The organism is Clostridium sp. CTA-7 (assembly GCF_054768095.1).
Genome location: NZ_BAAAAV010000002.1, coordinates 550,302 through 563,086 on the forward strand (window position 1 = coordinate 550,302; position 12,785 = coordinate 563,086).

Genomic DNA, 12,785 nt, shown 5'->3' on the forward strand with positions numbered 1-12,785 from the left:
GTGAAATTATGGGGATTTTTAAAAAGAGAAAGTATGCAGTAATTAATTTAATTAAGGAAGAAGAAAAAGACGTACCAGTAGTTCCAGATGGGACTTGGGTAAAGTGCAATAAGTGCGGAAAAATTTTATATAAAAAGTCTTTAGAAGAAAACCTTAATATATGCAGTAATTGTAGTTATCACTTTAGACTAGGTAGTTATGAAAGAATATCACAAATTTGTGATAAAGGAAGTTTTAAAGAATTTAATAAATACATGGAATCAAAAAATCCAATGAATTTTCCAAATTATGAAGAAAAGTTAAAAGTTAATAAAGAAAAAAGCGAAGTTACTGAAGCTGTGGTAACAGGAGAAGGAGAAATTGGAGGAAATAAAACAATTATTGCAGTTATGGACTCAAACTTTCTAATGGGAAGTATGGGTACTGTAGTAGGAGAAAAAATAACATTAGCAGTAGAGGAAGCAAGTAAAAGAAAGCTCCCTATTATAATCTTTACAGCTTCTGGAGGAGCTAGAATGCAAGAAGGGATATTTTCCTTAATGCAAATGGCTAAAATAAGTAGTGCACTTGCAAAACATAGTAAAGAAGGACTTCTTTATATAACTGTATTAACAGATCCAACTACAGGTGGAGTTACAGCAAGTTTTGCTATGCTTGGAGACATTATACTTGCAGAACCAAATGCATTAGTAGGTTTTGCTGGAAGAAGAGTAATAGAAGGAACTATAAAAGAGAAATTACCAGAAGATTTTCAAAGTGCTGAGTTTTTATTACAAAATGGATTTATAGATAATATTATAAAAAGAGAAAATTTAAAGAGCACTCTTTCAACTCTTCTTAAATTTCATAAGATTAGGGAGGTGTAGTTATGGTTAAAAAAATTAAAGCTTGGGATAGACTAGTAATTGCAAGAATGGTAGAAAGACCAACTACACTTGATTATATAGATAAAATATTTACAAACTTTTTTGAGTTACATGGTGATAGATGTTTTAAAGATGATAAATCAATAGTAGGTGGAATAGGTCTTTTAGATGGAAATCCAGTTACTGTGATAGGAATACAAAAAGGAAAAGACTTAAAAGAAAATATGGAAAGAAACTTTGGGTCACCTCATCCTGAAGGCTATAGAAAGGCATTAAGGCTTATGAAACAAGCAGAGAAGTTTAATAGACCTATTATTTGCTTTATAAATACATCAGGAGCTTATTGCGGTATTGGAGCTGAAGAAAGAGGGCAAGGTGAAGCAATAGCGAAAAATTTAATAGAAATAGCTCAAATAAGAGTACCTATAATCTCTATAGTAATAGGAGAAGGTGGAAGCGGCGGAGCTTTAGCCTTAGCTTGTGGAGATAGAGTGTGGATGCTTGAAAACTCAGTTTATTCAATTCTTTCACCAGAAGGATTTGCTTCAATACTTTTAAAAGATCCTTCAAAGTCTAAAGAAGTTGCAGAAACTATGGGAATAACTTCTTATGATCTTTTAGAAGGAGGAGTTATTGAAAAAATAATAAAGGAACCTAAAGGTGGAGCACATAAGAATGTAGACTTAGTTGCAAATTCAATTAAGGAAGAATTAATAAATGAAATAAAAGTGCTGGAAAGCAAAGATAGAAATAAGCTTTTAGAAGAAAGATATTTAAGGTTTAGAAATTTCTAATTATCTTTTACTAATGATTAACATTTTAAAACATTAATTGGAGTAATAATGCTTGGTACTATTTTTAGATTATAAGCTAACTTTTTTGTTTAATACAAAGAAGTTAGCTTTATACTTATTTAAAATATGAATTTAAAAGAATATTTTATATATACAAAAAATACAATAAATTATATAGTAATCACATATAAATTTAAATCAATAGAAATCACATCAAATTACAACATGACTTACTAAGTTACCCAAGTAAAAAAAACATAATTTTGAAAACGTATAACATAAGATGTGTAGTTAATGAGAAAATGTATCTCTTAGCATTGGCTTAAATAAATTTAATTTTAAGAAGGTTATTTAAATGAGAAATAAATAAAAAATAAAGGAAGGTAAAAAATGTTAATCAAAAAGAGAAGCACATTAAAACCATCAAAGTTAATATCAACAATTGTATTAGCTTTAATGTTAGCGATTGGAGGTTTTCTACCTGGAAGTACTTTAACAGCTAAGGCAAATCACTTTACAGAAACAAAGATGTATTCTATTCATCTTTTAAGTACGTATGAAAGAAGTGTAACTTATAATTTAGCGCCAGGAACTGTGATTGTTATGTATCCTAACAGTGATAGAACTGTATTTACGTATTTATGGGCAGATGATTTAGTAAAAAATAATACAGTGCAAACTGTTGTAATGGCAGGGGTTGGAAGTAGTTCATTAGGAACTGCAGCAATGGCAAAACAAATAGCAAATGAATTGGGAGAGCCTGTAGCAGGGATAGTTAGTGGTTGGGGGGACTCTACTATCTGGTATTATGGCTCTCAAGGATATTACGTAGGTAGACCTAACAATATTGATGGGACATACTATAGTAATTCAGCTTCTTATAAATTATATTCTCTATACTTAGATGGCGCTCGTCCACAAAGAGTTATAGGACATAGTAAAGGAAGTATGGATTCAGCAAATGCATTATTCAGACTCAAAAATGAGGGAAAAAATTCTATGTATAGTGAAACAAGTTTTATTTCTTTAGGAATAGGAGTAAATGTACCAGAAGGAGTTTATAATTATAGAGGTTACTTGGGAACAGAGGATTCTTTAGGTGCTACAAATACGACAAATGAGAATGGATTAACAATGCTGAAGGGTAGTGAGCATCATATTAATCCAACCTATTCTAAAAATTTACCAGTAACAGCAGATATGTTAGAGAGATAGTTTGAATTAAAATTATAATATATATAAATTAGAAAGAATTAATCAAAAGATTCTTTATGAATGTATAAGTTGAATATTGTTAATGTTAGGAGGTATATATAAAAGTACCTCCTTCATATTTTAGGGGGAATTAGTTATCCTAATAATATTTGACTAAGAGCATTCTTAGAGTATAATAATAAAAAAGAATACTAATAAGGGGGAATTTAAGTGAAGAGAAATGATTACATATCATGGGATGAATATTTTATGGGGGTAGCAATACTTGCAGGAAAAAGAAGTAAGGACCCTAGCACTCAAGTTGGAGCTTGTATAGTTGATAATGACAATAAAATATTAAGCCAAGGATATAATGGACTTCCAAGAGGCTGCTCTGATGACGAATTTCCGTGGAGTAGAGAAGGAGATATGTTAGAAACAAAATATCCTTATGTAGTTCATGCTGAGCTTAATGCTATTTTAAATAGTAGAGGAACCGACCTTTATGGATCTAAGATTTATGTTGCCCTATTCCCTTGTAATGAGTGCGCAAAGGCTATAATACAAGCTGGGATAAAGGAAGTTGTTTATTTATCAGATAAATATGCTGATACTGATATTGTTAAAGCTTCTAAAAGACTATTAAATGCAGCTGGAGTAAGAATTACAATGTTAGAACCTAATAATAAAAATATAAATATATCTTTAGATATAAATGATATTTAATTAGTAAATATCAAGCACGTAGAAGATGATTTCTCTATTAAATGGGAGTCGTCTTTTTTATTTCTTTATATTGGAATTAATTATATAATGTAGATAAGTTAATAAATTAGAGGGAGAAAAAATGAATATCAAAGAAATTATAGGAAAATTTAAATTAAAAATAAAAGTAGTTTATTTAGCATATAAACATGAAGATACTCCAATAATTGCAAAAATATTAGCTGGTATAACTGTAGCATATGCTTTATCACCAATAGATTTAATACCAGATTTTATTCCTATCTTAGGATATTTAGATGATTTACTAATACTACCTTTACTAATATACATATCAATAAAACTCATACCGAAAGAAATCATAGGGGAATGTGAAGAAAAATCAAAGGAACTTTGGACAAATGGAAAGCCTAAGAGCTGGATATATGGAGTTCCAATAATTATTGTTTGGGTTATAGTTGTAGCTTTAATAATATATAAGCTTTTTATTAAATAAAAGTTATTAATATAAATAATTAAATTAAGAATAAATATTTAAAGTGTAAACATATAAAAAATTATATGTTTACACTTTGGAAATAACTCAGTAAAAGGTGTTAACAATTGTGCCTTATAATGAGAAGGAAATAATAATGCTTTGGGAGAGAAATATGAGAGAGAATATATTAATTATAGAAGATGATAAAGATATAAGTGAAATCTTAAGATTTGCTTTAATGAAGGAAGGATATAAAGTTAAAGTAAATCCTAATGGGTTACAAGCTGAGGAAGAGATAAAAAGATTTAATCCAGACTTAATATTACTAGACATAATGTAAAATGATATAGATGGACTTAGTGTTTGTAGAAATGTTTTAAACTTTAGGAAATCTTAAGGCTTTATAAAGTTGAAATTAATAATTTAGTAGTATTATTTATATAAAGTTTTAATTATCGTTAATATACATTTAGCGTAAAACTAAAGAGAGGAAATAATTACATGAAAATATTAATTTTAACAAGCCGTTTTGGAATGGGGCATTATTGTGCTGCAGAGGCTATTAAGGAAGAATTACTTGAATCTAATACTGATGATATTATTGAAGTTGTAGATATCGTAAAGGTATTGTTCCCTATTATGTATAAACTAGTTTATAGATTCTTTAATCTTTTTATATGTAGATTTTCATGTGTGTACAACTTTATAAATAGTTTTGCTGTGAAGCATGAAAAAACTTGCTTAAAGAGACGAAATTTAAATAAAATAAATTCTCTAATTGAAAAATATAATCCTGATTTAATAGTATCTACATGGTCTGCATGTTCTCGCTTTATTTCAACTTATAAGGAGGAATATGAAGATGATATTCAACTATATACACATATTACGGATATTACAGCTCATGATGGATGGATTGCTAATAAGACTAATATGTATTTTGTAGCAGCGAGAAGCACAATGGAACTCCTTTTATCAAAAGGAGTTCCTGCTGAGAAAATTATTATAAATGGAATACCTGTAAGGAAATCATTTAAAAATGACATGGAAGTGCAATCTATTAATGATAAAAAGAAAATCCTAATAATGGGAGGAGGGCTTGGGTTAATAAGAGGCCTTGATAATATATTAGAACAATTATATGAATCAAGCGAGGTTCATATTACAATTATAACTGGTAAAAATAAAAAACTATTAAAAAAGATTAAAAAAGATTACCCTAAAATAGATGCAGTTGGTTATACAGATGAAGTATATAAATATATGGAAAGGTCAGATTTAATAATCACTAAGCCAGGAGGAATTTCTACTTTTGAAGCTATTTATACTACTACACCTTTATATATTATTAAACCATTTTTATCTCAAGAGGTTGGAAATGCTGAATTTATTGAAAAAATGCTTATAGGAAAAATTGCTTGGGAAAATAACTCTAATATATCTGAAGATATTATATCTTTAATAAGTAACGATAGGCTTTTAGGACAAATGAAATATAATATGCAACATTTGAAGAATGAAATTTCTGAATTTAAACTAAATGAAGTTTACGAAAGGAATGTGAAAAAAGATGTGGATAATTATATTGATAATTATAACGATAATATCTTTAATAATATATGGAGTAATTCCTACAGTAATTTATAGAATATGGAATAAGAAACTAAAAAAGCTTAGGAGAGAAAAAGAAATAGAAAATATATACTTAACATTTGACGATGGCGTTGACAATAAATATACTACAGAAGTTCTTAAAGTCCTAAAGACTTACCAAGTTCAAGCAACGTTCTTTGTTGTAGCGGAATTTGCTAAAAATAATCCTGAAATTATTAAGGAAATAAAAGAAGATGGACATATAATAGGACTACATTCATTAGAACATAAAAATGAAATTTTTCAGACACCATGGAATATAAGAAAAGATTTTTCAAAAAGTATGGATATATTAAAAGAACTTGGTATTAAACCGAAGTTTTTTAGACCTCCTTGGGGGCATTTTAGCTTGGCGGCTATAAAGGAAATAAAGAATTTAAATTTAAAAATTGTTCTTTGGAATGTAATTGTAGGAGATTGGAAGGCAAATATAGATGCAACAACTATAGCAGATAGATTGCTTCGTGAAACAGAAAGAGGAGATATTATCTGTCTTCACGATGGTCGAGGAAAAAATGATGCTCCGAAAAGAACTGTTGAAGCATTAGAGATAGTTCTTCCAATTTGGAAATCACAAGGAATTACCTTTGGAACTTTGGAGGAACTTTATGAACAAATGTAAAAAACTAGTGAATTTATTGAAAAATGGTGGGTTATTTATAATAATTGTTATAGTAACATTCAAAATGATTTTTTTCAATGCTGACTTTAAAGAGATTATAAAAACAGTGTCAGATGTAAACTTAGTATATATTGCTATTGGCATAGCTGCTATGTCTCTTGTGGTTCTTTGTGAGGCTATAAATATAAGGCGTAGTTTAAAGAGTTTTAAAGAAAGGGCAACACTACTTGAATGTGTACAGTATTCATTTACGGGAATTTTTTTCAGTTCTATAACACCGTCAGCCACTGGGGGGCAGCCAATGCAGCTTTATTATATGCATAAAAAAAAGATAGATATTTCTAATGGCATGCTTGCGTTACTAATATGTCTTGCAACATATCAACTTGTTACCGTATCAATGGCAATTATGGGAGTAATAATAAAATTTGAATTTTTAAAAGGAACTCTTGGAAAGTTTAGTATATTACTATTTTTAGGGATTGGGTTAAATGTAATTTTATTAGTATTAATATTGGTATCTATTTTTTCAAAAAAGCTTATTTTTAAAGTTGTGAACTTATGCGTTAAAGTTTTACAACACTTTAATTACCAAAAATCTATAATATTTAATGAAAAGGCATTAATAGAGATAGAGAAGTACAAAAAGGGTGCAGATTATATTAAAAATGATAAATTTTTTATAATTAAAACTATTCTTACTACCACGGTACAAATTTTAGCATTGCATAGCATCCCGTTTTGGATATATAAATCCATTGGAATGTCATCTGTGTCTTTAATTCAATTCATTTTGATTCAGTCTACCTTATACATTACAGGTGCAGCATTACCGTTGCCAGGTGCAGTAGGAATAGGCGAGAAAGGGTTCTTAATATTTTTTAAGACTTTATTTCCAATTCATCTAATAAGTTCTGCTATGCTACTTAGTAGAGGTATAAGCTTTTATTTAATGGTCTTAATTAGTGGTATAGGAGTTATGGTTTTACAGATAAATTTAAATAAAAATTTAAAAGGTGTAGAACTTTAGCTAATTAAAAGGTTAAGTTAAAATTAATAGAATTTGACTAAGGAATATAATTATGGATGGGAAATGAGAGGTTTATATAAAAGAATGAAGAAGTTGATATTAGGAGTTTTAATAATTATAGCATTATATGTGTTTGTCGTTTGGCAAAATAATAGTATTACAATTTCTAACTTTAATTACTTAAGCTATGATGTGCCATCTAAATTTAATGACTTTAAAATTGTACATATTTCTGATTTGCATAACAAAATGTTTGGAAAAGAGCAATCAGAAATATTAGAAGAAATAGAAAATTTATCACCAGACATTATTATAGTTACAGGTGATTTGATAGATAGGCGTAGATATAATTTAGATAAAGCAATGGACTTTATTAATGGTGCAATAGAAATTGCTCCAATTTATTATGTTTCAGGAAATCATGAAGCATGGTCAGGAAAATATTCTGAAATAAAGGATAGCTTAATTGAAGTAGGAGTTAATATAATAGATGATACTAAGTTAGAGATTAGAAAAGAAAATAGTACTATATATCTTTTAGGATTATCTGATCCATCTTTTCTTACCTCGAATTATACAGATGGGACGGATATAAGTAATATGGAGGAATATTTAAGTAATTGGTCAAATATTGAAGACTTTAAGATACTACTTTCACATAGACCAGAGCTGTTTGATTTATATTCTAAAAATAATATGAATTTAGTTTTTTCAGGACATGCTCATGGAGGCCAAATTAAGATTCCATTTGTAGGAGGAATTATAGCTCCAAATCAAGGGTTTTTCCCTAAATATACTAGTGGAAGTTATAATAGTGATAAAACTACAATGTTTGTTAGTAGGGGATTGGGGAATAGTTTATTTCCAATAAGAATATTTAATCCACCAGAAATTATATCAGTAACATTAAAAGGATATAATTAAGAAATTACTAATATAGAATATAAATTAAAGAGTTAATTATGCTACTTAAATTAGAATTCATGGAGGAATTATGTATATAGATGCACACACTCATTTAGATTTTTTCGGTGAAAATATAGAAAAAGCAATTGAAGATATAAATAAGAATGAAATATTAACTTTAGCAAATAGTATGGATATTAAGAGCTATATAAAAAATAAAGAATACAGTAAAAAGAGTAAATTTATTAATCCATGCTTTGGTATTCATCCCTGGAAAGCAGCAGAATATAAAGGGAATTTAGAAGGTCTTATACCTTATATAGAAGAAAGTGAGTTAATAGGGGAGATAGGTTTAGATTTTTTCTGGGTAGAAGATAAAAGTACTTATGAAGCACAAAGAAAGATTTTTAATTTTATACTAGAAGAAAGTATTAAAAGAAATAAGTTTGTAAGTATTCATACAAAAGGAGCTGAAGAAGAAATTTATAATGCTCTAAAAAGGAATAATTATAATAAAGCTATTATACATTGGTATAGTGGTGAAATAAGCACTTTAGAAAAATATATTGAGCTTGGATGCTATTTTACAATAAGTGTAGATATAGGATATTCAGAAAAAACTAATGAGGTTTTAGATAGAATACCATTAAATAGATTACTTATAGAAACTGATGGGCCAACAGCTTTAGAATGGGTTAATGGAGAATATGGATATCCAAGGGCAATAATAGATGTGGCTAAAAAGGTTTCAAATTATAAGAATATAGAACTGAATGAATTACTAAAAAATATAGAGGGTAATTATATTAGAATAATTAGTTAGGAGAATTTTAATTTCAATGCCTATAATAAAAATAATCATAGGATCTTTAGGGATTATAGTTGTATTATTTGGAGCTAATAAGAGTGAGGGATGAAAATCACTTAGAGAATTAAGCAAAGTAAATCGTTGAAACTTAGCTTAGAAATGGATTGTGTAATATATATAAGTATTATACAATTAATAAAATTATTTAGTTGATAAGTATTATTGATTAGCTTGACATTTGGAGTGAAAATGAATAAAATGGAACTATAAAAAGTAAATAGATATCTGGGGGGGCGGTGAACTGCCTGAGATAAAGTTGATACTATTTTGACCCATGAACCTGATTTGGATAATGCCAACGTAGGGAGATTATTTGTTATTGAATTTTAATATACAAATTGAACTATAATACAGTATTTCTAATCAGAGATACTGTATTTTTTTACTATATGGACATATAAATAAAATCAAATTTGTTTACTTTTAAATATATTTAGAGGAGGAAAAGACTATGTCAGTTTGTAATGTAAGTCTTCAAGTTATACCAACAGTTAGTGAGGAGAGGATTTATCCTGTTGTAGACAAGGTTATAGAATATATAGCATCCACTGGTGTTAAATATGAAGTTGGAGCTATGGAAACTACAATGGAAGGTGAATTAAGTGAATTACTAGAAATAGTAAAAAAGGCTCAAGAAATTTGTACTGAAGAAGGTGCATCAAGAGTAGTATCTATGGTTAAAATAGATTATAAAAAAGAAGGCGTGACAATGGATGAAAAAATTAAAAAATATAGGGAATAAGATAGCACCTATAGTATTTATTATAATTTTATTAGTTTTATGGCAGTGCATAGTAACTATTGGGGGCATAGAAAAGTATATAATGCCAGCACCAACAGATGTTATGCAAACATTAGTTAAGGATTTTAAAGTTATGATACCTCATACTTTAACTACATTATATGAAGGTATGATAGGGTTTTTAATAGCAATAGGATTATCTATAATACTAGCAATAATTATGGATATGATTCCACTAGTAAAAAGAGCTTTATATCCAGTACTAGTTATATCTCAAACTATACCGACAGTTGCTCTTGCGCCATTATTTATAATTTGGTTTGGATTTGGTTCACTTCCAAAGATAATAGTGGTTGTGCTAGTATGCTTTTTCCCAATAGTAATTAGCATAGTTGACGGGTTAGAAGGTGTAGATAAGGATTTAATCAATCATTTTAAATTAATGGGGGCATCTAAGCTTAATGTTTTTATGCATTTAAAGTTACCTTATGGAATGATAAACTTCTTTTCAGGTATGAGAATTGCAGCAACTTATAGTATTATGGGAGCTGTAATTGGAGAATGGCTTGGAGGAGAAAAAGGTCTTGGGGTATATATGACAAGAGCCAGAAGTGCTTATGCATTAGATAAAATGTTTGCATCAATAGTAATAATAGTAGTTATAAGCATGGCAATATTTTTTATAGTTACTTTGATGGAAAGAGTATGTACTCCATGGAATAATAAAAAATTAAAGATAAAGGAATAAAATACAAAATAATAGATTTTGAGGTGAAATAATAATGTTAAAGAAAAAAATTATATCAGTAGTATTAGCATCTGTAACAGCATTGACACTATTAGCTGGATGTAGTAAAAAAGAAGAAGCAAAAACTTCGGAAGGATTACAAAAGGTTACCGTAATATTAGATTGGACACCAAATACAAATCATACAGGATTATATGTAGCTCAGGAAAAAGGGTATTATAAAGATCTTGGATTAGATGTTGAAATAATTCAGCCATCAGAAGGATCATCCCTGCAACTTCTAGCTGCTGGAAAAGGTGATTTTGCAGTAAGTTATCAAGAGGATTTAACATATGCAAGAACATCAGATAGTCCACTTCCTGTTAAAGCAATAGCGACAATTATACAACATAATACATCAGGCTTTGCATCACCAAAGGAAAAGGGAATAGAAACAGTTAAGGATTTTGAAAATAAAGTGTATGGTGGATGGGGAAGTCCATCAGAGCAAGCTATATTAAAAGCTGTCATGGAGAAAAATGGAGCAGATTTTAGTAAATTGAAAACTGTTGATGTAGGAACAGAAGATTTCTTTATAGCAACTAAGAATAACTTAGATTTTGAGTGGACATTTGAAGCTTGGACTAATATGGAAGCTAAGCTAAGAGGATTTGATATAAACTATATACCAGTTAAAGATTTAGATCCAGCATTAGATTATTACACACCAATTATTGCAGCTACTGAAGATACTATTAATAATAAAAAAGATTTAGCTAAGAAATTTATGGAAGCAACAACTAAAGGATATGAGTTCGCTATGAAAAATCCAGAAGAAAGTGCAAAATTATTAGTAAGTAAAGTTCCTGAAATAGGAGAAGAACTTGCAATAGAAAGCCAAAAATATCTTGCGGATAAATATAAAGATGATGCAGCTGTTTGGGGAGAAATGAAGGATAGCGTATGGGATAACTATACTAAATTTCTATTAGATAATAAGCTTATAAATAAAGATATGAAAGCAAGTGAGGCTTATACAAATGAATTCTTATCAAAATAAGATTTTACTTGAAAATGTATCAAAGTCCTTTGATGAAATGGAGATATTAAAGAATATTAGTATAAAAGTTAATGAAGGTGAACTAGTATCAATTTTAGGTCCATCAGGCAGTGGAAAAAGCACAATATTTAATATATTAACTAATATTATAAAGTGTGATAGTGGTGAATTAAAAATAAATGGCGATTTAAGCTATATGTATCAAAAAGATATGATGGTTCCTTGGAAAAAAGTTATTGATAATATAGGAATTCCACTTGTATTTAAAGGAAATAATAAAAAAGAAGCTAGAGAAAAAGTTAAAAAGCATATAAATGAATTTGGACTTAGTGGCTTTGAATATAAGTATCCATCACAACTGTCAGGTGGTATGAAACAAAGAGCCAATTTCTTAAAGACATATTTAACATCAAGAGATATTATGCTTTTAGATGAACCCTTTGGTGCTTTAGATTCAATAACTAGAAGAAAGATGCAAAAGTGGCTTTTAGATTTAACTAAAGAAATGAATTCAACTATACTATTCATAACTCATGATATAGAAGAGGCAATATTACTTTCTAATAGAATATATGTAATATCAGAAAAGCCAGCAGTTATAAATGGTGAAATAAAGGTTAACCTACCTAAGGAAAGAAATGAAGATATAGTTACCAGTGATGAATTTGTAGCTATAAAAAAAGAAATATTAAAGCTTATGTAACTATAAGCGAATTAATATTTAGCAATAGAACTTATACAAGTAGACTTTTCTATTAATGTCTATTTTATAAGTTCTATTTTATTTACTCTATAGAGAATTATAAAAAAGTTTATTCTGTCGATAACTTTTGATAATTTCTTTCCTTCAGTTTTCAAGTGGACATATGTAATTTTGCATTGACTTGGAGCGAAGTGACGGAATAAGCAAACTCACATATGTCCACTTTTTTATTATAAATACTTTTTAGTTATTGTTTAAACTGAAAGTTACTAATAATTTAAACAAATATGAATATATAGACTTGAGAAATTATATAATTATACCATATATAGTGATTTTGGAAATGTAAATACCATATATGGTATAAAAATAAAAAGTCAAGACTTGAAAGTAAATTTTAAATTATGTAATATAGAGAA

General features: G+C 28.4%; 15 protein-coding genes and 1 riboswitch. All 15 genes read left to right on the forward strand.

Annotated elements, in window-relative coordinates:
* The first annotated feature begins 8 nt into the window (after positions 1 to 8).
* The 15 genes from accD to ACYUEX_RS05715 all read left to right on the forward strand — a co-directional run bounded on the left by accD (position 9) and on the right by ACYUEX_RS05715 (position 12,366).
* Complete coding sequence (gene accD, locus ACYUEX_RS05645; protein ID WP_460286937.1) at positions 9 to 866, forward strand: acetyl-CoA carboxylase, carboxyltransferase subunit beta; 858 nt, start codon at positions 9 to 11, stop codon at positions 864 to 866.
* A gap of 2 nt (positions 867 to 868) precedes the next feature.
* Positions 869 to 1,660, forward strand: coding sequence for an acetyl-CoA carboxylase carboxyltransferase subunit alpha (locus tag ACYUEX_RS05650; RefSeq protein ID WP_460286940.1), 792 nt, complete (start codon positions 869 to 871; stop codon positions 1,658 to 1,660).
* Positions 1,661 to 2,050: 390 nt separating this feature from the next.
* Complete coding sequence (locus ACYUEX_RS05655) at positions 2,051 to 2,875, forward strand: hypothetical protein (RefSeq protein WP_460286941.1); 825 nt, start codon at positions 2,051 to 2,053, stop codon at positions 2,873 to 2,875.
* A 249-nt stretch (positions 2,876 to 3,124) separates the two neighbouring features.
* Complete coding sequence (locus tag ACYUEX_RS05660; RefSeq protein WP_460287065.1) at positions 3,125 to 3,580, forward strand: deoxycytidylate deaminase; 456 nt, start codon at positions 3,125 to 3,127, stop codon at positions 3,578 to 3,580.
* 121 nt (positions 3,581 to 3,701) lie between these two features.
* A complete protein-coding gene (locus ACYUEX_RS05665; protein WP_460286942.1) occupies positions 3,702 to 4,073 on the forward strand; it encodes a YkvA family protein in 372 nt (123 codons plus the stop codon).
* A gap of 154 nt (positions 4,074 to 4,227) precedes the next feature.
* Positions 4,228 to 4,395, forward strand: coding sequence for a response regulator (locus ACYUEX_RS05670; protein WP_460286943.1), 168 nt, complete (start codon positions 4,228 to 4,230; stop codon positions 4,393 to 4,395).
* Positions 4,396 to 4,556: 161 nt separating this feature from the next.
* A complete protein-coding gene (locus ACYUEX_RS05675; protein WP_460286945.1) occupies positions 4,557 to 5,702 on the forward strand; it encodes an MGDG synthase family glycosyltransferase in 1,146 nt (381 codons plus the stop codon).
* A complete protein-coding gene (locus ACYUEX_RS05680; protein ID WP_460286946.1) occupies positions 5,641 to 6,330 on the forward strand; it encodes a polysaccharide deacetylase family protein in 690 nt (229 codons plus the stop codon). Before ACYUEX_RS05675 ends, ACYUEX_RS05680 begins: the two co-directional genes overlap by 62 nt.
* A complete protein-coding gene (locus ACYUEX_RS05685) occupies positions 6,317 to 7,360 on the forward strand; it encodes a lysylphosphatidylglycerol synthase transmembrane domain-containing protein (RefSeq protein ID WP_460286948.1) in 1,044 nt (347 codons plus the stop codon). Before ACYUEX_RS05680 ends, ACYUEX_RS05685 begins: the two co-directional genes overlap by 14 nt.
* Before the next feature lie 84 nt (positions 7,361 to 7,444).
* On the forward strand, positions 7,445 to 8,284 hold the full coding sequence (locus ACYUEX_RS05690; RefSeq protein ID WP_460286950.1) for a metallophosphoesterase: 840 nt from the start codon (positions 7,445 to 7,447) through the stop codon (positions 8,282 to 8,284).
* A 70-nt stretch (positions 8,285 to 8,354) separates the two neighbouring features.
* Positions 8,355 to 9,089 carry a TatD family hydrolase gene (locus ACYUEX_RS05695; RefSeq protein ID WP_460286951.1) on the forward strand — a complete coding sequence of 245 codons (735 nt, stop codon included), beginning with the start codon at positions 8,355 to 8,357 and terminating at the stop codon, positions 9,087 to 9,089.
* A 261-nt stretch (positions 9,090 to 9,350) separates the two neighbouring features.
* Positions 9,351 to 9,458, forward strand: a riboswitch (TPP riboswitch).
* Between the two features lie 127 nt (positions 9,459 to 9,585).
* The gene (locus ACYUEX_RS05700) at positions 9,586 to 9,876 is read left to right on the forward strand and encodes an MTH1187 family thiamine-binding protein (protein WP_460286952.1); all 291 of its coding nucleotides are present in this window, start codon (positions 9,586 to 9,588) and stop codon (positions 9,874 to 9,876) included.
* The gene (locus ACYUEX_RS05705) at positions 9,848 to 10,624 is read left to right on the forward strand and encodes an ABC transporter permease (RefSeq protein ID WP_460286953.1); all 777 of its coding nucleotides are present in this window, start codon (positions 9,848 to 9,850) and stop codon (positions 10,622 to 10,624) included. Before ACYUEX_RS05700 ends, ACYUEX_RS05705 begins: the two co-directional genes overlap by 29 nt.
* Positions 10,625 to 10,658: 34 nt before the next feature.
* Positions 10,659 to 11,663: an ABC transporter substrate-binding protein gene (locus ACYUEX_RS05710; protein WP_460286955.1), complete on the forward strand. Its 1,005-nt coding sequence runs from the start codon at positions 10,659 to 10,661 to the stop codon at positions 11,661 to 11,663.
* Positions 11,644 to 12,366, forward strand: coding sequence for an ABC transporter ATP-binding protein (locus tag ACYUEX_RS05715; protein WP_460286956.1), 723 nt, complete (start codon positions 11,644 to 11,646; stop codon positions 12,364 to 12,366). The genes ACYUEX_RS05710 and ACYUEX_RS05715 overlap by 20 nt, the downstream gene beginning before the upstream one ends.
* The last annotated feature ends 419 nt before the right edge of the window (positions 12,367 to 12,785 follow it).

Bases quoted from the DNA above. Each gene is read 5' to 3' on its own strand.
- ACYUEX_RS05675 (WP_460286945.1), top strand. From the start codon at position 4,557: ATGAAAATATTAATTTTAACAAGCCGTTTTGGAATGGGGCATTATTGT.
- ACYUEX_RS05695 (WP_460286951.1), top strand. From the start codon at position 8,355: ATGTATATAGATGCACACACTCATTTAGATTTTTTCGGTGAAAATATA.
- ACYUEX_RS05670 (WP_460286943.1), top strand. From the start codon at position 4,228: ATGAGAGAGAATATATTAATTATAGAAGATGATAAAGATATAAGTGAA.
- ACYUEX_RS05705 (WP_460286953.1), top strand. From the start codon at position 9,848: ATGAAAAAATTAAAAAATATAGGGAATAAGATAGCACCTATAGTATTT.
- ACYUEX_RS05665 (WP_460286942.1), top strand. From the start codon at position 3,702: ATGAATATCAAAGAAATTATAGGAAAATTTAAATTAAAAATAAAAGTA.
- ACYUEX_RS05685 (WP_460286948.1), top strand. From the start codon at position 6,317: ATGAACAAATGTAAAAAACTAGTGAATTTATTGAAAAATGGTGGGTTA.
- ACYUEX_RS05650 (WP_460286940.1), top strand. From the start codon at position 869: ATGGTTAAAAAAATTAAAGCTTGGGATAGACTAGTAATTGCAAGAATG.
- ACYUEX_RS05700 (WP_460286952.1), top strand. From the start codon at position 9,586: ATGTCAGTTTGTAATGTAAGTCTTCAAGTTATACCAACAGTTAGTGAG.
- accD (WP_460286937.1), top strand. From the start codon at position 9: ATGGGGATTTTTAAAAAGAGAAAGTATGCAGTAATTAATTTAATTAAG.
- ACYUEX_RS05690 (WP_460286950.1), top strand. From the start codon at position 7,445: ATGAAGAAGTTGATATTAGGAGTTTTAATAATTATAGCATTATATGTG.
- ACYUEX_RS05655 (WP_460286941.1), top strand. From the start codon at position 2,051: ATGTTAATCAAAAAGAGAAGCACATTAAAACCATCAAAGTTAATATCA.
- ACYUEX_RS05660 (WP_460287065.1), top strand. From the start codon at position 3,125: ATGGGGGTAGCAATACTTGCAGGAAAAAGAAGTAAGGACCCTAGCACT.
- ACYUEX_RS05715 (WP_460286956.1), top strand. From the start codon at position 11,644: ATGAATTCTTATCAAAATAAGATTTTACTTGAAAATGTATCAAAGTCC.
- ACYUEX_RS05710 (WP_460286955.1), top strand. From the start codon at position 10,659: ATGTTAAAGAAAAAAATTATATCAGTAGTATTAGCATCTGTAACAGCA.